11 protein-coding genes and 2 pseudogenes are annotated in these 21,459 nt (G+C 53.7%); all 13 read right to left on the bottom strand.

Annotated elements, in window-relative coordinates; all coding sequences use genetic code 11:
* Nucleotides 1-307: 307 nt before the first annotated feature.
* Nucleotides 308-1,498 carry a GIY-YIG nuclease family protein gene (locus IB246_RS27945; RefSeq protein WP_192230233.1) on the bottom strand — a complete coding sequence of 397 codons (1,191 nt, stop codon included), beginning with the start codon at nucleotides 1,496-1,498 and terminating at the stop codon, nucleotides 308-310.
* On the bottom strand, nucleotides 1,491-3,608 hold the full coding sequence (locus IB246_RS27940) for a DEAD/DEAH box helicase (RefSeq protein WP_070413325.1): 2,118 nt from the start codon (nucleotides 3,606-3,608) through the stop codon (nucleotides 1,491-1,493). Before IB246_RS27940 ends, IB246_RS27945 begins: the two co-directional genes overlap by 8 nt.
* Nucleotides 3,605-4,666, bottom strand: coding sequence for a PDDEXK nuclease domain-containing protein (locus IB246_RS27935; protein ID WP_192230231.1), 1,062 nt, complete (start codon nucleotides 4,664-4,666; stop codon nucleotides 3,605-3,607). Before IB246_RS27935 ends, IB246_RS27940 begins: the two co-directional genes overlap by 4 nt.
* Nucleotides 4,663-7,431: a class I SAM-dependent DNA methyltransferase gene (locus IB246_RS27930; protein ID WP_106116479.1), complete on the bottom strand. Its 2,769-nt coding sequence runs from the start codon at nucleotides 7,429-7,431 to the stop codon at nucleotides 4,663-4,665. Before IB246_RS27930 ends, IB246_RS27935 begins: the two co-directional genes overlap by 4 nt.
* A 375-nt stretch (nucleotides 7,432-7,806) precedes the next feature.
* Entirely contained in the window at nucleotides 7,807-9,090 is a 1,284-nt protein-coding gene (locus tag IB246_RS27925; RefSeq protein ID WP_192230229.1) for an HNH endonuclease, read from the bottom strand.
* 201 nt (nucleotides 9,091-9,291) lie between these two features.
* Nucleotides 9,292-12,540: a type I Zorya anti-phage system protein ZorD gene (zorD, locus tag IB246_RS27920; RefSeq protein ID WP_192230227.1), complete on the bottom strand. Its 3,249-nt coding sequence runs from the start codon at nucleotides 12,538-12,540 to the stop codon at nucleotides 9,292-9,294.
* On the bottom strand, nucleotides 12,540-14,168 hold the full coding sequence (zorC, locus tag IB246_RS27915; protein ID WP_192230225.1) for a type I Zorya anti-phage system protein ZorC: 1,629 nt from the start codon (nucleotides 14,166-14,168) through the stop codon (nucleotides 12,540-12,542). Before zorC ends, zorD begins: the two co-directional genes overlap by 1 nt.
* Entirely contained in the window at nucleotides 14,165-14,908 is a 744-nt protein-coding gene (gene zorB1, locus IB246_RS27910) for a type I Zorya anti-phage system protein ZorB1 (protein ID WP_154863532.1), read from the bottom strand. Before zorB1 ends, zorC begins: the two co-directional genes overlap by 4 nt.
* Nucleotides 14,909-14,921: 13 nt before the next feature.
* The gene (gene zorA1 / locus IB246_RS27905) at nucleotides 14,922-17,114 is read right to left on the bottom strand and encodes a type I Zorya anti-phage system protein ZorA1 (protein ID WP_047579510.1); all 2,193 of its coding nucleotides are present in this window, start codon (nucleotides 17,112-17,114) and stop codon (nucleotides 14,922-14,924) included.
* A gap of 356 nt (nucleotides 17,115-17,470) precedes the next feature.
* Nucleotides 17,471-18,298 (bottom strand): NUDIX hydrolase, encoded by an 828-nt coding sequence (locus IB246_RS27900; RefSeq protein ID WP_192230223.1) that lies wholly within the window; start codon nucleotides 18,296-18,298, stop codon nucleotides 17,471-17,473.
* 953 nt (nucleotides 18,299-19,251) lie between these two features.
* Nucleotides 19,252-20,862 carry a hypothetical protein gene (locus tag IB246_RS27895; protein ID WP_157222752.1) on the bottom strand — a complete coding sequence of 537 codons (1,611 nt, stop codon included), beginning with the start codon at nucleotides 20,860-20,862 and terminating at the stop codon, nucleotides 19,252-19,254.
* Nucleotides 20,863-21,182: 320 nt separating this feature from the next.
* Nucleotides 21,183-21,297: pseudogene (locus IB246_RS28815) on the bottom strand (hypothetical protein); the annotation flags it as partial.
* 18 nt (nucleotides 21,298-21,315) lie between these two features.
* Nucleotides 21,316-21,423: pseudogene (locus IB246_RS28810) on the bottom strand (transcriptional regulator); the annotation flags it as partial.
* Nucleotides 21,424-21,459 lie beyond the last annotated feature (36 nt).

Raw genomic sequence — 21,459 nt, 5'->3', positions numbered from 1 at the left:
TCGTTAAAAAGCGATTCAATGCCACTATTTCGACATCTAGTGAATAACACCCCTTCCTATAAGTCCGTCGGGCCGTATAGTCGTAGGCAAAAGCTCAGGAAAGAGAAAACGTAAAGCAGAACGAGCGGCGGCATGAAAGCCGGGATCTGTAGATATCGTGCATACCATACTGACATCGGCAGTAGCGCCACTTGCAGTAAGCAGAACAATTTAGCGGACGCCCAGAGGAGTTTCGGGATCAGACTAGATCGATGTCGCGTGCAAGCGCGCGACATCGATCTAGTCATCGTTTACCTCATCAGTGTCTTTAGCTGACCAGGCGAGCCGAGTGGGGATCGTAGACCATTTCGGTAATTGACCCATCTCGGATGCGCTCAACCGCTTCATCAATCACATGCAGCGGCACCAGGAACCACTCCCTAGGTCTGACTGGATGGCCGAAGCGGTCTTCGATGGTCAAGTCCAGCTGCGCTGCGCCGAACAGGCGGTGGAAGATGTTTTCCAGCCGGGTGCGGTTCAGGTTGTGAAGCTTGTAAGTTGCGACCACTTCCACATCGGCCAGCAGGTAGGTGGCATCTTTCGCCGCCGCCGCGATACGCGTTTCCACTCGGCCACCGGTTACGCCGATCTTGTGGATCAGCTCGCGGTGCTCGGCTACGTAGGGATGGTTGGACCGGCTGCGTAACACATAAATGGTGCCAGTCTCGATGTCGTCCGGCTCGGTTATGTCGCTGAACAGTGGGCCAGAGTCTACCTTGATGATCCGAGACCCTGCACGCCCGTCACCGTCTTTGTAGAGCGCCCGCTGCAAGGATCGTAGTAGCAGATCGCTTTCTGTCTCATTGGAGTAGATGACCCGCAAACGACCATTCGTCTCCGCATTCGGCGTCTTGTAGGTGTCTCCCACCTCGGCGACATAGGCAATGAGTCCGCTCAGAATGAAGAAGTCCCCGACCTCGATGCTGGCGTTCTTGCCAAAGGGCTTGGTTACCCATAGTTTTTGCTTGAGGCCTGCTTCCACCTCGTCAAACAGTGGCTTAAATCTCTCGAAGTCTTTACATGGGTTCCGGGCGGCAATTTCTTCTGCCGCTTTTATTGCCGCACTGGAACGCACATGCCGCAGCACGGTGATATCGTCCTGGTCGACGGACTCACTGCCGATGCCCAGCTCGGCGAGCAAGGCGTCCTCATCCAGGTCATTTACATTTACCGTGGCTACCACAGAACCTGACAGTAGGCCGTGACTATCCAAGCCTGCCAGTAGGGCTTGTGCTTCCGGTAACTTGCGAAGCTGATCCAATCGCACGGCGTACAAGCGCTCGAAAATGTCGCGGTCTTCGCCATGTAGTGGGGCTCGGCCATGGGTCTGATAGAAGCGCCGAATGTCCTCAAAGCCAGCGAAGATGCGTTCTTCGCGAGGGGTTCGAGTGGCTGTATTTAGCGAGGGTACTTCTACCCCTAGCGCATCCAGTAGGTCGTCATCGTTCATCTTAGCCATTAGTGGATTCTCCCTGTGCCGCTTTGGCTTGGGCACGGTAACGTGCGAACGCAACCACGCCTTCAGCCATTCGTTTCTCCCAGACATCGGCGGAGTTGATGTCTGGCAGCCGGCCACGCTCGTTTTTGAACTGCAGGGCGCGCATTGCTAAGTCTCGTGCTTCGCTTTCAGGAATGCTCACCTTCTTGGCTGCAATGCTGGCCTGCACCTGGCGCAGGGATTTTTCATCCATCGCCTTAGCCAGCACCGCATAGGCGGCTTCAAAAGGGTTGATGCGGTCGATCAGATCAATATCTAGCTCGCGCACGTTGACGAATTTGCGCACGCCTTCCAGCAGAGACGTACTGCCTTGTAAGGCGCCACTCTCGCTGGCATCGGTCTGAGCCAACATCAATTTGGCCTGTTGGGTAATGTTCATGGCTGCGATGGCATGCTGACGGATTGCTTCCTGGTCGACGTCGCTCAAGTCGGGGTAACGCTCGCGCACGATCTTGCCCATGCGCAGTTGGGTCAGCTCTTCGGGTAGGGTGTTTTCCTTGTCGAATAGGCCGCGTTCCAGCACGGTTTTGTCCTGCAGGAAGCTGGTTACCACTTCGTTCAAATCTTCTTTGCAGATGCGCGAGGCTTCTGTGCTTTGCGGCGTGGTCAGACCGTTGATTTCGACATGGTACTGGCCTGTGGCTTCATTCACGCCCAGATTGGTGCCACCTGATTGATAGCCCTCGCCACCGTTGTAAATGAAACCGTCTTTCGGCCCGGTATCTTTCGGACTGAACTCATAGCGCGGGGCGAGCACCTGTTCCATCAGCAGGCTGGCGGAAATGGCCTTAAGCATATCGTTCACTGCTTCGGCTACAGCCGCTTGGTCGGCCATAGGCTCAGCGATCAGGTTGGTGAAGCGCGAGCGCTCCTTGCCCTCGGCATCACGCGTGGCGCGGCCAATGATTTGTACAATTTCGGTCAGGCTCGAACGGTAGCCGATGGTCAGCGCATGCTCGCACCAGATCCAGTCGAAGCCTTCCTTCGCCATGCCCAGTGCGATGATCACATCCACGTTGTCGCGGTTGTTCTTCTGCGCAGGGTCTTTCAGTGCACTGAGCACTTTGGAGCGCCTGGACGCGTCGCTGTCATCCACCAGGTCTGCCACTTTCAGCGTGCGACCGTCCTTGGCTTTGATGAGGTGGAAGCCGGTGGCCGGGTCGACACCCTGCCAATCGCCCAGCGCACTCATGATTTCGTTGACCTCGCGCTCCTTGTCTTTGAGGCTTTCGCGGGCATTCACATTGGGGATATGGATGATGGTTTTCAGTGCTGGGTCCAGCACCTTGGCGACGGCATCCACATACTTGCCGGTATAGAAGAAGTACCCGATGTCCAGCGACTTGAGCCAGCGGTAGCCGTTGAGCTGCTCGTAGTAGGTGTAAGTCACCGTCTCAAACTTGGCTTCTTCCGCCGGGGCCAGCACGGCCTCGCTGTCGCCACGGAAATAAGAGCCAGTCATGGCCACCAAATGCACTTTATCGCGGCCGATAAACGCACTCAGTTGGCCGCCCAACTTGTTGTCCGGGTTGGCGGAAACGTGGTGGAATTCGTCGATGGCGATTAGGCGGTTGTCGAAAGCTTCGATACCTAGCTCTTCTACGGCAAAACGGAAGGTGGCATGGGTGCAAACCAGTGTCTTGTCGGTGCTTTTCAGGAAAGCGCGTACGGCTTCCACCTTGGATTTGGCCACGCGCGGCTCATCGATGCCAGGAGCATTACATAGGTTCCACTGCGGAGCCACTTGCCAGTCCCAGTAAAAACCAAACTTGCTCAGCGGCTCATCGGCGAAGCTGCCGCCAATGGAGCGCTCCGGCACCACGACAATTACCTGTTGCAAGCCCTGGTTATGCAGCTTGTCCAGCGCGATAAACATCAGGGCGCGCGACTTACCTGATGCAGGGGGCGACTTGATCAGCAGGTACTGTTCGCCGCGCTTGGTATAGGCGCGCTCTTGCATGGTACGCATGCCCAGCTCATTGGCTTTGCTGGAAGCCCCGGTGTGCGCCGTGGTGATGGATACCGATGGCACCGTGTAAGTGTTGGTTGGGTTGTGGTTCTGTTCGGTCATTGCGAGTCGTCGTCCATGGATGCGTCATCACTTGCCAGCTCGCGCTCGATCTGTTCGATGCTGGGCAGGCTGGTTTGCAGCTCTGCCGGCAGGGACTCCACCAATTGGTATTCGGCCACACCGATGGGGCGGGCGTTATCACGCAGGGCGTATTCGGCCACTACCTTGTTCTTACTCTTGCACAGCAGCAGGCCGATGGTGGGACCGTCCTGTGGGTGCTTGAGCTGGGCATCCACTGCGGTGAGGTAAAAACTTAACTGGCCCAGGTGCTCGGGCTTGAACTTGCCGGCCTTGAGTTCGATCACCACATAACAGCGCAGCTTGAGGTGATAGAACAGTAGGTCGATGAAGAACTCGTCACCGCCCACATCCAGCAACACTTGCTGGCCAACGAAGGCAAAACCTGCGCCCAGTTCCAGCAGGAACTCGGTGACATGCTTGACCAGAGCGTTTTCGATCTCACGCTCCTGCGCATCAAAGGTCAGGCCGAGGAAGTCGAAGCGGTAAGGATCCTTCAGCGACTCGCGGGCCAGGTCGGACTGCGGTTTGGGCAGGTGGTTCTCGAAGTTACTGACTGCCTTGCCACTGCGCTCCAGCAGACGAGTCTCGATCTGCATCACCAGAATGTTGCGCGACCAGTTGTGCTCGATGGCCTTGGCGGCATACCAGCGGCGGGTTTCGGGGCCAGGCAGTTTGTCCAGCAGCACCAGATTGTGACCCCAAGGCAATTGTGCAGCAGCCTGCTGCACAAATTCCGCATCCGGCCACGCCTCGGCAAAGGCGCGCATGTACTTGAGGTTGCGTGGCGAAAACCCTTTCATATCGGGAAAGGCTGCGCGCAAATCCTGCGCCAAGCGCTCGATAACCTTGGCACCCCAGCCCTGTTGTGCTTGCCGGGTCAAAATATCGTGACCGATCTGCCAGTAGAGCAGCACTAATTCGCGGTTAACCGCCAGTGTGGCGCGCTGCTGGGCATTATGAATACGGCCTTTGAGGTCGATCAGCCAGTCGCTGTAGCCCTCGGGTGGCATGCTCAGGCTAATAGGGGTGTCGCTCATGCCTTTCTCCCTCGTGGCTTTTTCGGCGCGGCCTTCGCTGCGTTTGCCGCCATCTTGGTATAGAGGTCAAACAGCTTTTCCAGCCGTTCGGTGTCGTTCTTGAAACGACGACCAATATAGATGCGCTCCAGCACTTCATCGTTGCACTCGTGAGCTCGACGCAGGTTATCCGGCATATTATCCGGGTCGTACAGGTCGGCGATGGCGGCGGGGAAATGCGCTTCGCGGGCCAGCAGGATGGCTTCGGCGCAGGCGGTCAGGTCGGCTTTATTCTGCTCGGTGAGCAATGGCACGGGGAAAGTATTCCAACCGAGGGTGTTCGAGTACGAAAAATCGGTACGCATTCGCACGCAGACCGCACCAATCCAGGCCCAATGCAAGCGTGAGGCGATGAGGGCCATGTTCCAGAGCGGGGCGTCGTAAAGGGCGAAGCATTTATTAGAAATGATGGATTGGTTGTCTAATAAATCAACTGGCAAGTAGCTTCTGTTCTCCGAAGATACAACAGGAATGGCGAAGAAATAGTTTTCACAGCTTCGCATCTCACGAAACTGATGCGGCCTTTTAACCATGCCATTGGATACGGCATCTTTTGATGTCTGCCGCGCAGCCTTGCCTTGTTCCAGCTTCTTCTTGATATCTGCAATCTCAAGAATTTCCGCTGCCGGATCATCAGGAAACCAGAAGCAAGCACGCGGTCTGGCTTTGGTAACTTCTGATGCACCATAGAATTTTCGTATAAACGCAGCATCCAACCCTGCATTCAAATATTTATTCTTTCCTTCCGTATCAAAAATCAAATGCTCTGACATGCCGTAGTAGTTGCCCTTCAGCATCGGGGGGATGACCGAAATCGGGCGGGATGATGGCATAACCCAATAGTCATCTGCCGGCATCAGGTACGCATTGATGTTCTTAGTCGAAAGTTTTTTGTCATCGTCGTAAAGGTCTGCGGACGCCGCTTGTACCCCAGCACCGATGCAGACAACGGTAACTCCAGCATCGTTTGTCGCCAGGTTGCTCCACTTGAAAGAACGAACTGCAAAATTGAATTTCAATCCGTCGTCGAAAAGCGGCTTCCAAAAGCCTGTTACGTGTTGTCCTTGAGAAACGCTGTTCGTTGCCACAAAAGCAAATTTCGCCCGTGTTTGCTTTGCATATTCGTGAGCTTTGAAGAACCAGCCACACACATAGTCAAGTAAGCCCCATCCATCAACCTTCTTATCGAGCAAATCGCCCATGTCTTTCTTTTGCTCGGCAGTTTTTTTTGCGTTTCCTTTGTACGGCGGGTTACCACAGATATACGTTTCCCCTCCCTCATTCTCAAAATCGATCTGAGCCTGATCCAGTGGGGTTGCAAACAAATCATTGGCGTGAAGTTTCACGCCCGTGCCCGTTGGCGGGCAGATATTCAGCCAGTCCAGCCGTAGCGCATTACCGCAAACGATCCAGTTTTGCGAATCCAGCGGCAGAAACTCTTCTAGTGCATCCTTCTGGCCACGATACAGCACGTCGCACTGGTACTCGGCAATGATGAGCGCCAGGCGGGCAATTTCCGCCGGAAAATCTCGCAACTCGATGCCACGGAAATTGGTCAACGGAATATCGCTGCCTAGATGAGGTTCTCCCCGACGACGATTAATTTCCGCCTCGATTTCGCGCATTTGCTTGTAGGCAATGACCAGGAAATTTCCGGAACCGCAAGCTGGGTCGAATACGCGGATGCGCGCCATGCGTTTGCGCAGATTATGCAGCTTGGCCTTGTTATCGCCAGCCGCATCCAATTGGGCGCGCAGATCATCCAGTAGCAGTGGGTTCAACACCTTCAGGATATTGGGCACGCTGGTGTAGTGCATGCCCAATGCGCCACGCTCTTCATCATCGGCTACGGCCTGAATCATGCTGCCGAAGATGTCTGGGTTGATTTTCTTCCAGTTCAGGTTGCCGGCGTGCAGTAGATAAGTACGCGCCATGCGTGTGAAGCGCGGCACCTCGGTACTGCCGGAAAAAAGGCCGCCATTCACATAGGGGAAGCCGTTGGCCCAATTGGGCAGCCGGGGCTGAACAGTGGCACGCTCGGCCAGCTTGATGTTCATGGCTCGGAAAATTTCAGACAGCACCTGATGGGTGTTGGAGCCATCGCGTTCGCTGTACTGCTCAACCGTTTTGGTAAACAGGCCATCGCCATTAAAAATGTCGGTGTCTTCCGCAAAAAAGCAGAACACCAGCCGCGCCATAAAATGGTTCATGTCGGCGCGGCGCTCGTCCTTGGCCCAGTCAGGGTCCTCGTTCAGCAGCTCGATATATAGCTTGTTCAGGCGGCTGGTGGCGCGCACGTCGATGGGGTTGTCCTTGATCTCCTTAATAGTGGAGATACCGGCCAAGGGCAACAGGAAGCCGAAGTGGTTGGGGAGGTCCGGGTAATCGCAGGTGATGGTTTCACCCGTGATTAGCTCTTCGGCCTCAAGCGTTTGCCCGTCGGTGGCAAGGATGAACTTGGCTTTGGCTTTTGTGGTGGCAGGGCTGGCGCGCAATGCCTTGAGTGTTTCGCCTACGCTACCAGATTCGCATGCGGCGATATGGATGTTGCTGCGCAGTAGCACACCGCCGGGCACGTCGGAAGCGTTGTTGTTGCCGGCACGCAAGCGTTTGAGGGCTGTTTCCTTATTGCCAAAAGCGGCCAGGAAGACAAACGGAAATTCCACCGCGTCAAAGGGCTCAAGGGCCAGGTCCGAAATAGCGGACTCAATTTCTACTGCATTCATGATTTACCACTGCCCAGATCGCGTATGAACGAGTACGGCGAATTAAGCCGTTAATTTTGCGGATGATGACTAGGCCACTTGAGTGCTTCAACCTTCGTGCCGGCCACGGTCTGACATGATAACCCCGATAGCCTCGAACAAGGTCGTATCGCGTGTGGCGACAGCGGAACTACTAGAGCGGCGATGGCAGCATTGCAGCTGGATCACAGCAGTGACAGAAGAAAAACTTAACCCAATTCTGGAGTTTAGTGGGGACAGCACGTTTAGGCTAAGCGCAGAGCGAGCCACGGTGATGCAGTAGTTCGTTCATGGCCAGCCATCCGGTGATTCAGGGCAGAAAATTTAGGAGGTGGTCACACATCGGGTTAGAGCGGATCAATTCCGGAATAGGTTTTCACGGTGCCATGTCAGATAGGAGCGATGGCGCGGCTCGATCTGTCGTAACCTCAATGCAGGGCTCAAATGGAGCGCCGCCGCTGTCGCTGCATCTACTTCAGGGCTCAGCAAAATGTCGCCATCGTCATCAAAGCTGATCAAGCCTTGATCAAAGGCCAAGTCGAGGTTAGGGGTCAGAAGCAGTCCATTGAACTGATCAAGTCGCTCGGCATGGTTCGCTGACCGCCAAGGCTTAATATGCGAGGCACGCAGCAATTGGGGAATGGAGCACTCGGTTACTGAGCAACCGCCCCAATAAGCCACAAGGGAATCGCGATAACGGCTTTGACCGATACGAGCTTTGATCAAAGCGTCTCGCTCTGTGTCAGTCAGAGCTACCTCACCCAGATCGATAGTCATCGCAGCCGGCATAGCTGGCACTTCGTCAGGAAGGGACTCGTGACCAAGCAGAGATTGGACAAGAGCATCCATTGCTGCAGTGTCACGAAAGCCAAAAGCAATCCCATAGTTTATGGGCGTAGTGCCGCTATGGAGACGCTTGGGAAAACCACGCAGGTTGCTATTGTGGTAGTAAAGCTCCGCTGGACGCTCGACACCGGTTATTTCGGACCATTCGACAAGCTTTGAAGCATGCATGGGATGCAGCACCAACGGTGCACGCGTCGATTGACCTGCCCCCCTCTTGACATAAATCGGCTCATCCAACGCTGGATGCATCAGGCGGAATACTTTGTTTCCCGGCAAGGGTGTCAAAACAAATCCCGCTTGTTCGAGACCGCTTACGATTTGTTCAACGGTTAGAGCATGCCCGTTGAACTGGCCAGGCACAGGTGAGGCCGTTGAGAACGGCTCTCCATTCTCGGATTGATCAAGCGAGTACTCGTTGGGCCATTTGACAACACGGCTCTTGATTGGATATGTCTTCAAAAAGCCTGGCGCTTGCAAACGCGCCAGCACGGGTTTTCCGACTACCTCCCAAGGGGTGTCAGCGCCAGCAACGAGGCGTGAGAAGCTGATGATGGGCCCGTTTTTCTGCGCAATTATCCAGGCGAGACAGGCTTCTGCGCGATCACGGGTACCGCTCTTGTTGCCCAAGCGTATCTGGCCATCTGCGATGATCCATAGGTCGAGACCTGAGTCATGCACCGCCAGTACAAACTCGGCGAAATCATTACGGACGGCCGTAGGCCAGTCTGCGGCAAGAATTGAAAAGGGTGAGCTGCGCTCGAATTTTTTGACAACATCTTGCAATGACGTACTCATTTTCGTTCCCTGAAAGGGCAATATCGAATGGCCACACCCTAAGCAATCCAGCTACAAACGTCTACAGGTAAGCAATCCGCTCACAGGTTGTACCAGACAAGCGCCACTTGGCTGGTTTTTGCCTATTTGCAAACCCGAGCAGGAACTTACCTGTACTTATATTTGACATATCGCCAAGCAACGTTTTCCTGCAAGTCGGGCTCAGCGTGTTTTCAGCAGCGCCTCAAAGTCCGAAGCCTGAATATCCGAAGCCCCACTCAACATGTCCCGCGCCAACGCCCGCCGCTTACTCAGCAACTCATCGAGTGTCGCTTCGAACGTCGGCATCTGCGCATCACGAACCGTCGGGTAGTACACATAGACATCCTTCTCCTGCCCAATCCGATAAGCCCTGTCAGTTGCTTGATCTTCCTTGGCCGGATTCCAGCAACGGGTGAAGTGAATGACGTGGTTGGCTGCCTGCACGTTCACCCCAAACCCGACAGCGATGGTCGACAGAATGATGACTGCGAATCCCGGCAGCTCCTGGAATTGGTCGATCAGCCGCTGCCGGCTATTCGCACTCTGGCTGCTGGTACTGGTATCGCCGTTGATGACGGTTGCCCGAAACCCGAAATGCTCCTGGATCGAGTGCTGCAACTCCCGCTGAACATCACGCAACTCGGTAAAGACAATGACCTTGTCGCCATTTCCAGCTCTTTTGATCGACTCAAGGGCCTGCATCAACCATTGCAGCTTCGGCGAGTTGTCGCGCAATCGCTTGTCTGGCTGAACGCTGTAAGGATGAGCACAAATGAGCTTGAGCTTGTGCAGCAACCCGAGCATGCCGGAGGTCTTTTGATCGAGCTGTTCTTCAATCTGCTGCTTCTGGCTGTACGCGGATATTTCGGACAGGTACAAATTGCGTTGCAAGGCATGCATGCTAAGTGAACGGCATGCTGTGTCTTCGATTTTGGCGGGCAGGTCTTTGGCAATGTCCTGCTTGGTTCGGCGCAAAGTCTGCGGATCGATAAGCCCTCGAAGGCGCTCCAGGGCAACCGTGTCACGCTCCAACGCGGCTTCGATTGGGCGCTGATACTCGCGACCGAACTGGTTCAAACCACCTAGAAAACCTGGTTGAATGAAGTCGAAGAGGCACCAGAGATCTATCAGGGTGTTTTCGACAGGCGTACCGGTGCACGCCACTCGAAATCTCGCAGGAATGGCTTTTATCGCCTGAGTCACCAGTGCCGCGGGGTTCTTCAGCTTCTGTGCTTCATCGCACACGACGATTGACCACTGCTGGCGCGCCAGGGAAAACTCCTGATCGCGAAGTGTCTCGTAAGTCGTCAGGACGATTCGGGCGCCGCCCATCCAACCTGGGCGCAGCAAATTCTTGATGCCTTTTGCTTTCAAGTCAGCAGGGATTTCTTCCTTCTTGAACTTCACTGCACTCAAGGCTGAGCCATACAGCTTCAACACTGGTAGCGCATCAGCGAAGAAGAACCGATGAAGCTCACGCTCCCAGTTATCAAGCAACGAAACTGGGGCGACGATAAGTGTCGGTTTGTCTTGTGGATATTTTTCCAGGTACCAGACAAGGAAGGTGAGCAACTGGATCGTTTTCCCAAGCCCCATGTCATCAGCGAGCAAGCAACCTGACACGTCCGCGGGGGACAAGCGGAACAAATGCTGCAACCACGCGACGCCTTGAAGCTGGTGCTCACGCAATACGACCTCAGGCTTGAGCAAGCTGGGCAGCTCTGGCGTTGCGTCCAAAGCGCCGCGTAATGCTGCCTGGCGTATCTGAACGTAGGTCGGCTCGTCGATATTGTGGCCGATTTGCAGTACGGCGCGGCCAACCTTTTCCAGCGGCTGGACCAGACAGGTCTCGACAGGGGCGATCTTCTTTGACCAGGCATCAAAAAGTTGCTCGGCAGCGGCAATCGAGAGCGGTGTTTCGGACTCTGGCAAACAGACCGTTTCATCACCAGCAGCGCGAGCTTCGTCCAGTCGCTGCTCAAACGCTTCAAATTGAGCTCGGTCGGAAGGATCCCAACGCCCAAGGATTTCTGCGTCAATGCCCAGTGCCGCCACATCCTTCGGCAACCAGTTCTCGGTCGCCTCTTTGACGAGGAAAGGCGAAGTAATTCTTTCCGCTTCCCCGATGCCAGTCACACGGTCGCCGTAAAGAGACAGGTCCAGGACTGAGTCGAACTCAATACCGGCCGCTTCGTTTTGCCAACGCTTAAGCAGGTCGCTGATACCTGCCAACTGGCGCAAATCAAAATCGCTGAGTTCCAGCTCATAGCCCTGCCAGAAACCAGCTGGCATTCCAGCGGCCAACTTCAGTTGCAGTTCATGCACGAACGGCGCGAGCTCATAGGCCGCTTTGAATTCAACTTCGATGGGCGCTTGCGGCGTTGGCGAGATCGGTTCGAGCGTCAGATTTACCTGCTCGATGCGCTGTCCCGCTTCATCCAGTTTGGGCTCCAGATGAAAGCGATGAAAGAAAATCCCAGCCTCGGCCAGGTCGTTTTCATAAGTCTCGGCATCCAACACTTGCGCGGCACTTTCGCCGAGTGCGCTGTAAGGGTTGCGGACGAAAGAAAGAGCATCGTCGCCAGCGACCCGACGCCCGGGCAACGAGCGCACGTAGTCCAATACAGATTTGACTTCGGGATCAATCAGGACGTGTGTCAGCGATCCATCATCACCAGTCACCCGATATCGATCCTGAACCTGATTGACACCGTCGAAACTTTCAAGCCAGTTTGCCGGCTGGCCTTCGAAGCTTGGTTCCAGCTCGATAACAGGCGTATTACCTACTGTCGATTTTCGCGGGTTGAGCCGCAGGCTTTCAGGTTTGATAACGACGGTCTTATCCAGGAAGCCATCCATACCGGCACCAGCCTTGCGTGCCAACTTCCTGATGCTGGCCCAGCCGATCTGGTTGGTTACTTCACCCGGCTCATTTTGTTGAGCCAGGTAAAGTTGCCGTACCGCGCCGGTCAGCTTCCAGCACGACTCAGGCAAAATCTCCATTTTTCCGTGGTGCTGGACGATGGCGCCCATGCGCTGCACCTGCACATTTGAGTTGGATTGTGGATCACGCCATCCACTGACAGCGACCTTGAAGTCGTCGGAGGCAATACTGCCCTGGCTGCTCAGTTGAGGAATGAGAGCTGTCTTTGGCGGCAACCCCAATAGCGGCAGACTTGTTAAGTGCTCTGGCTCATCTAGAAGCCGATAGAGTTCATCCCACGTCAGCAGCCAGCGATCGCTGAGTTGGGAGACGAACTCCTCTTCTTCCAACTGATCCAGATAGCTTGCCAGCGGCCAGGACTGTGCATTCTCCGCCAAGCTCAGGGGATAACAAATGCCCTGCTCCTCAATGGAAAAAGCAGGCTCAGTATTTACTACCGCCGTATCCGGCTGCAGGCCAATGCCTTTGAGGAAACGCTTGAGCATTACTGCCTCCAGAACCTGAGTGGCTGGTGATTGACGGGCTTGAAGCCCAGGCGTTGGAGCGCTGCAACGGCAGACTGATCATTGTCATCAAGCTGGACCTGAAACGCGCCGCCGCGCGCGCGTTGGTCATAGACTTTGTGTTTGACCGACTTTAGAGCGTCGCGGACTTGGTCTTCAAAAGCCATGGGCTTGGATGACCCGGGCGTGCCGGTTTGACCCTGCACGTGAATGCCCAATTTCCCTAGAGAGTCATCGAATTTGCTCAGCCAACCCTCTATACGGTTTGGGCGGCTAGGTGCCGGTGAATGCCGCATTCGATCCAGCGCACGATTTGCCTGCTTCAACTCTGCAGTAAGCTCAAGCTGGGATTTGTCTGGGTTGAATGGCGAATCATCTGCTTTGTACACATAGCAGGCATTGCCTGTGCCGGAGAACTCCACGAAAAAGTAATTCCCAATTTGCATGACTACAGCATTGTTGTGCCCAGGGCCGCCTACTAGCTTGCTCAAGCGCCCTTTGTTTTTCTCACGGAAATGAACGAAGTCCCGCGCGCGGTCATTCCACGCATCCGACCCCATAACAATTCGGGTGTAACTCATTTGGTTGGCAAATCGCAGCCAGTAGTGCAGACGCGATTGATCAACCTCGGAGTCTCCCTTCAATAGGTTAAAGAAGTGCTCAAGGTCCTCCTTCGCAAACCATGCAACGACCATTGCACAGACATCTTTTTCAACATACTGCAGCCAGCTGTTTTGCCTGGAACGGATCTGAGGGCTGCCCCAATTGTCGAGTGCAACCTGTTTGAGCAGCGACGACGGCTTTTCTCGATAAGCAGCTACGTGATAGCGCGACAGACACGCACTCAGAATGTCGTTCATGTAGCGCGGATGCTGCCGGCCGATGTCGACAAGGTCGGCTAAGCGCTGAGAAAACTCGGCGTCATCCAACATGAAAATACGAGAGATCAGTACGTTAAAGATCCTTCGCCACAGCCAACTGCTGTCAGGGATCTGCGCAATCGTCTGCAACGCTGAAAGGTCGCTGATTTCACCATTGAACATCTGGTCGCCCAGCCTGGCACCTGCCTGCTCGGAAAAAAGCTCCTGATGTTGCTGGACGATATGCACCCATTCCTTCTCGCGTTTTTGCTGACCTCTGACGCAATCGAAGCCAAGCTGAACGTCTGCCCGCAACACACACCAATTGGCGTTCTGATCAGGCGTGGCGGCCTCGTACCCAAAGTAGCTAAAGCACAGCGCCAACCAATCGCGGCGGCTAAGCTTTCGTTTTTCGATACGGTGATAGATTTCTTTGTGCACTCGGTCAAAGAGCTGGTCATCGTCCAGTATCGGCCCGACTCGCTCACTCTTGTCCGAGAGGCCGGCGAAAACCAAGCGCCATTCTGAGGCGTTGAGTGGGAGTACATTGCGGAATTTGCTTATCGCAGCGCGGCGCTTTTCCTGAGGTGGCGGCAAAGCCTTTTCAGCGCGCTCGAATCTTTCGTAAAGATCAATTCCCGCAGCACCCAGACGGGGGAATCGCGCCAACGGTTCAGGCGCCGGCCCCGTTCGATGCGCGGAAAGACTCAGGTTGATAGCCGCGGAAAGCCGCGCGATTGGGCTGGTCATCGGTTCATTGCCAACTGACACTTTTCCATATCAGTGTTATTGAACACCGGCACCTCTGGCTTGAGGTTGTCTTCTTTTTCCTTCAAGCCAAAGAACTGCATGCGCAACTCCACTCGCCGGCTTTCTTCCTTAGTGTCCTTCGCATTGTTAAAGGACACACCGCCCGCCAGGAACATCGACCTGATTTGCTGTTGGTGCTCTGGCGACAATCCAACTTGGAGTGGACTGCGGCTATCGAGCAGACTGCACATCACCCATTCTGAACGTTGCAGTGAAAGGTGCAGGTTATAAAGGTAGGAGCCATCAGTGTCTGTCGATCCCTCAATCACAACCTGTTTGAACCATTTACGGCCTACTTCACTGTTGGCCGCGTCCAGAATCATCGGCACAACCTCTTGAAGCGCCGACTGACCATCGTTGCTCAGCGCGTACTGGTTATGCCCAAAGCGGCCAGCATCGCCGAAGCTAATCCGGTTGTCTTTGCAATCCACCACGATGGTCTTACTGGCAGTCTTCGCCTTAAGGCTCAGATGCTCACAGATCTGACTAATGTCCTTACTGCGCTGCTTCTCTCCTTGCTCCGCTTGATTTATACGCTGCGTCACAGAGCTCAAAGCTGCCACCATGACCACGAGGAACAGAATCATCATCGCGGTCATCAAATCAGCGAAGGAGATCCAGAAAGGCTTCTCTCCCTCGTCTTTTGAACGGGCAGCCGAAGGCATTTGCTTACCAAACATCGACTAGCCTCCGTTACTGCCTGATTCGTTCCATGATGTCGCCGAAGTCTTCGAGACTTTCCTTGACCCCTTCTACACCGCCAGCGAGGCTCTTGACTGCTTTATCGAGCTCGGCATCCAGACTACCCAGCGTTTGTCTCAAGGTCCGATCCATACCATCACCGAACTCTTTAAAGCCGTTACCCAACACACCACTGATGTTTTCCAGGTATTCATAAACTTCACGGTTAAGCGCCTGCATCCGCTCGCTTTGCACCTTCAGGTCCTGGAGATACTGGCTGCGGCCGCTGGCCTCCCCTTGCGCGCTTGCGACAACCCCTTCGATGACCGCGAGAGTTTTCGCCAGCGCTTCACGATTGTTTCGATAGTCCGCGACCACGGTGTTCAACTCACGTGATGCCTGTGCAAGCTCAGTACCTGCGCCCTGGACTGTGCCCATCAGCCCCGCAGTCGACTCACTGGCACGCGCAACGCTTTGTCCGGCCGTTTCAAACCGCTCAGCCGCCGCCCGCATCTTGTCTGCGCCTAGCTGCATGCTCTGCAAATGCTGCTCTGTTTGGGCACTCAATGCCTTAACGGTGTCCTGCGCAGATTTCTGTTGCTCTGACACTGTTTGCAGCAACGCCTTGACCTGTTCGTCAAGACCGCCCACCAAGTCACGGGTGCCTTGATGCAGGTCAGCCTGTGCAGCGCGGGTGGTTTGATCCATCTGCTGCTGGCCGTGCTCCAATTGCTTGAAGACTGCCGAGAGTTGCTCACCCAGCACCTCAACGGAGCCCGCAATTTTCGCCATGGTTTCCTGTTGACCTTGGCCGATGTTCTGCTTGATCGACTCAACAAAAGCCTGGAGATTCTCAGCCATTGCCTGTTGGCGAGCCTCGCTTTGAGCAAACAACTTCTCCAACTGCTCGGCCATTCGAGCACCTGCCCCCTCCCCTTCGTTGCCGATACGGGCAACCGAAGCCTGGAGATTGGCGAGCATCTCGTTCATCCCCGCTTGCATGGCGTTCTGTCCGGCCTGCATATCGGAGAGTAACTGAGCGATCATAGTCGAGCTGTTTTGGGTCGAGGACTCGCTAGCCGAACGCATATCTTGGATCAGCGTCGAAAAGCCTTGCTGCATCGACTGCATGGCGGCAACGGACTGCCCCATCAGTTCGTGTAGACCGTTGAACTGTTGGCCGAACGTACCTTCCAGCTTGTTCATGAAGGCAACTAGAACATCCTGAAGAAGGTTCTGTACTTGCCCTGACTGGTCGCCACTGGCGGCCTGAACCGCACCCGCGATAGCTTCAAGGGGGGATTTGAGACTGTTCTCAATCGCACTGCTTACCTGATCGGCCAACAACTGCCCAGAGTCACGGTAGGTCGTTGACAAGGTATCCGCTAATTTGAGGCTTTCGCGGACTTGGGTATCAACGAGGTTCTGCAGCATTTCCCGCAGATCGGTTACCAGGCTGTCCTTGAGCTGACGGGTTTGCACGGAGCTTTCAGCACTCGAGCGCACAAGCTCCGCTAGATATTCCTCACCGACACCGCTGTCGAAAAGCCCGTCGATGGTTTCGTTGAACGCTTCAAGAAGCCTGTAGCATTGGCCCAGACGCCACTTTTCAGTAATCGTGACGGCTATAGAGGCCATGATTGAAATAAAGGAGCCGATGAACGCAAACAACACGTCCTTGAGCAGCTTATCGACGCTGGCATTTACCTGCTCAGGGGTGCTTGGATCAAAATGCTGTAGGCCTAGCATCAAGCCGAAGAAGGTTCCGACAATACCGATGCCGGTCAAAATACCAGGCAGGTGTTTATAAAACTCGGTTCCCAGCGGGGTATCAACCACGCTTTGAGGTGAGAAAAAATGCGCGGCTCCGGCGGTGGCGCGCGACCGGACAAGAACCTGTTCGCCTTCTTGAAACTCAAACTGGTCGTGCAGCGTTTCAGCGTATTCGTGCCAGGAGTGCTCCAGCTTGCTTCCATTGAACAGTTGCTCCAATTCAGAGCGCCGTTGAGACGGGGCGAGCGCTTTCACACCGTGCACACGTTTAGTCAGTTTTTTCAGCTGACTGCTAAGTTTGAAAGATGGACAAAAATAACGGACAAAGTACCAAGCGCACAAAATGAAAACGAAGCCAACTACCGTTATTGGCGCGATCAGCTGCTCGGAGCTTGCTGCACCCCATAGATGCAACAGCGTCGAAAAATCCATACTTTCCGCCTTCAATTTAGCAATTTTTTGATGTTCGGGACGCATGCAACAACCACATTGATGCGTCAATCGCCAATCCCGTTGGTGATCGATGACAGCACCTTGCTCGGCACGCGTTTTTCAGGGCACAACAAAGTCGGAAAGGAAGGGCGGTAGTTTCACTACGACTGATACAGGAACCTTCCGTGGACAAATGTTAGAAAATCATGTCCTTATGCCAGCACCTTAGCCTGAGCCTTGACCGTCGTAAAGCCGGACGCGATCAATGGATCCCTGACCTGAAAGATCCGATAGGCTTATCGGGTGTGTGCTCTTCGACTACTGTACAAATCCCCTCCAGCCCCTCTGCGATTTGATCAGTGTCGAAAACTTTGATTCTGCTCAGCCAATTTGCGAACCATCAGTTCAATCCGAGCGACATCTTCTGCATCGTCTGTTTGTGAGTACTGCTCGCGCTGCCTATTCACATCCGCCTGCACCGCGCGCAATCCCCCCCGCTCCTCGACAAAACTGATGCTATCAATCAAGAAGCCTGTCCAGCTCCGGTGCTGGTAAAGCTTGTTGTCCACAAAATAGCTAAACCATTTCTCTTCCATCGCAGACGGAATGTAACCTTTGCGGATCGCCTCAGCGTCCTTAGGCCCAAGATAGAAATCCAAGGGCAAGGTCACAAAACGATCCGGCATTTCCTCGGTCATCCAGTCTCCTTTGATGACCCACCCGCTTGAGCCGCTTTGCTCAAACGCAATCACACCTTTGTAATTGACCTCCAGCCACCGCTGAGTGGCCTCGAGTATCTGCAGGTCACGCTGCCGGCCTACGTGGTTGGTGGTCATTTTTATCAACACCCGTGCTTCTTCGTAGCTTGCCCAGCGAATGCTTTGGGTCTCTTGACTGACCGAACCATGCCCATGGTCGGAAATCATCAAGAAATATGCGTTGGTCGTGGTCCCACCCCTATAGACACCTGGTAGTACGCCTATAACCTTCGCATCGTGCCCAACCTCTCCGCGCACTCCACGACGAGCCGTTTGCTCCGGTTTCTCATCACCCTCGGGCCGCGTTTTGGCGAATGTCCAGACATACCCATCGTAATGATTGGCTGGCTCGCGCAGGAGAACCTGACCACCGGAGTTCAAGAGGATGCCGCCGTAAGCGGTGGCCTCAGGGATGACCCATGTCATGATTGCTCCTCGAGTTCTTTGAAGGTTTCATACAATTTGCCGGATCCTTCTATGTCGCATTGGCATCAATCGGCCAGAGCACTTTTTACATCCAAGTTCCAGCCCTTCATTGAGCTACGGTCAGCCCCGTGTTTGCGAATTTCCGCGCACATTAAGCCCCTGAGCCGCCGTCGCCAAGGCTGGACGTGCGCACAGGTAAACAATTCAAGCAGGCTTCCCTGACGACTCTGCGTCAGAATCGTAGGCTCGCTTACGCCGAGGCGTCTCCCGATGGCGAGGATTGGGTTGAGGAGTTGGAGCACGAGCGCAGTTTGCCGTAAGCGACAGCAATAAGGCACGCGCCGACTCGCCAGAGCGAGTGAAGGAATGAACCAAGCGCCAGCAATCGCTATCAGTAGCCGTTGGTTCCGCTCAAAGGCGAAATCCGAAGTACAGCTGTGGAATTGAGCTTTGGTCGACGTAAAGGCAGGAATTTAAAAAGATTCGCGAATGGTATTCCATAAGGTATTCCAATAGAAAATCTAACCAAAAATAATCAATAAAAATCAATACGATACAGAATCAATTCAGATTACCCCGGCTCCACCAAACAAGCTAGACAAAAAAGGCACTTGGCGATTATCGCAAGTGCCTTTTTTGTGTCCGCATGGTTGGGCTTCGCTCGTTGATCAGTCGCCAGGCAGCCTGACGAAAGGAGCAGCGCCTCTTCAGGATCGCGCATTCGCTGCAACATCTCCCCCCCACATCGCCATCAGTCACAATGGTTGGCTATAGCAACGCCTTGATCACGCGTTGTCGCTGAAAAAAAAGAAAGCCGTAAATCCTCGGGAAATTGAATTTTTACGGCTTTTTTACCTGGGCGCTCTCCATTCGATTCGGCCAACCACCTAAAACGCCACACCTCCATACGCGGTGCGCCATAGCAAACGACTTGATGAGTACATGACCCACGACTACTTCAGGATTTCGCATCGGACCCTATTCAGTACATAAGGACCGAACTGTTGTGTGCTTAAATATTTCAAGACACCTCCATGATGCTCACCGCAATAAATATCAAGATACTCAAGCATCTTTTCACTGGATATCACGGGCACTCCAGCCTTATCCAGGAGTTTATCAACCATCCCTCGGCCTCCTGCAGTCTCTGAAAAAGCGACTGAAAAAGGCGCAAGCGTAGAAACGCCCAGACCGTAAAACTGATACTGCATCGCCGTCGTTGCAGCGCCCATTACAGGATAAATAGCTTCAAAGGGTACGCCAACCCCCCATACAACTATCGGGTAATCAGGGAAGTCGTGAAAAGATTCACTGGCTGCTACTATTCTATTTTTTGAGCCTTCAACTTCCGGATATAAATTTACCACCGTGATCAACGCAGCCACAAGCGGGATAGCGACACTCAACTTCTTGCGCCACCCCGAAGCCATCACAGTAAAAAACGGAGCAATTAACAGCAAGCCGACAAGTGGAACATATACCCGCAAGATCCCAGGGCGCCCCAACAACCCAAATGCAAACATCGCAGAAACACACAAACCCCAACTTACCGCCAATCGCCAACTTGGCCTGATTAATAGCAACGATAACGCAGCCAATACAGAAACCAAGAGCACAGGATGCCACAAGACCTGGATTCCTAGCCAACCGTTACCCAGTGCAATGTCCTGAGTCGGCACGGCACCCAACTCGTCCAGCATTGCCTGTAATACTTGTGGCTTTGCAACAACTGAATCCACAAAAAACCAGTTTTCTATCAGGCTTACATCATTAGAACTGTAACCATGGTGCGATAGAATATCCTGCCGCTGCTTAAGGTTTTCTGCAGCACCAAAATCCGTAAAAGGGGCGCGCGCCGGGTTAAGCTCACTGAATGCTCCCCATTCGTCGCCCTGATAGGCTCGGTGGTCGATGAAGGCTGCTACTGCCACCGCCAAAGCGAGAACAACAAAAGAAATTTTCGCCTGTTTTAGTAAAAGTATTTTTTTCCAGCGAAGTAGCGGCCATGCAACGAGAAGCACCAGCAAAAATTCATGACTTCTAATCATATAGCTAAAAAAGGCTAGAACACAGCCGTACACCAACATTCGAAAATCACGTTCCCTCTCATACAAATGCCAGCAGACAAATGCGGCCACCATCAAAAAACCAGAGTTAATGGTGAATTGAGGAAAAAGTGTTGGGCGCGCAAGCAAAAGTATCAAAACAGACAAACAACCCAAGTAACTCACGCCAAGCCGGAACAGCCCATTAACAATAAACGCCCCAACTACAACCAGAGTCCCCATGGTAGCAATGGAATAACCTAATACACCATTAACTTCCGGAATAAATCGTACAAAGTACCCCCACAAAACGTTTGAAAACATAAGAGTCGGTGGAGAACCACTGGATGCAATACCGTAACCATGAGCGATCATCGACATTGCAACATCATCATTTGTTTCCCATATCGGAAACAACAATGAACAAAGCAACAATACAAAACAAGTGACCAGAGCGAAAGAGCCGGCTAAAATCAGGCACTTCGAATTCATGACTGGCTTAACTTTAAAATCAATCACAAACTTCCACCATTTCTTCCACAAAGACAACCAGCATGACGACATCCTTTGCTGCAATTCGACCACTGTTATTTTTTTAACAACTATTAAATTAGACGATACTTTACAATAAAGCCCTGCACTCCACCTATTGTTTTTCTAAAATATTTCGGTATCAGCCGGCTGTTAAAACAGTACCACGATCCGGACGTCTACTCATACTGGTCGTGTTTTTTGTTGAGCTCCCACCACTCTCGGTCGACGTAATGTCCTGGCTCAGAAAAAGGCTCCTGGTGGTTTTCCCAGTGCCTTTTTTTGTGCCAGTAGAATCGCCAACGAGACTACATCAACGTGTCGTACTCCAGGTCTTCCAGCGCCGTGGACAGTCGTTGCAGCCCCAACAACGCACACCAGCAACGACAGCGTGAACCCGTAACCAAAGAAGCCTCGGCCAAGGCGAATTACCGCCCTTCAGTAAGCAAGCATGCTCACCGAAAGAGCGCCCTTCTCCACAGCAATGACTTTGCGCCGCGTCAATCGGGCAAGTTCGGCGAGTTTCGCTTGCGTGAGGCCACGATTCATACGCTTTCCGCGTTTTTTTCTATGAACGAAGTTTCA

It is taken from the genome of Pseudomonas sp. PDM01 (assembly GCF_014852325.1).
Classification (GTDB): domain Bacteria; phylum Pseudomonadota; class Gammaproteobacteria; order Pseudomonadales; family Pseudomonadaceae; genus Aquipseudomonas; species Aquipseudomonas migulae.
The sequence above is the reverse complement of the archived record's forward strand: the minus strand, read 5'-3'. Positions and strand labels throughout refer to the sequence as shown.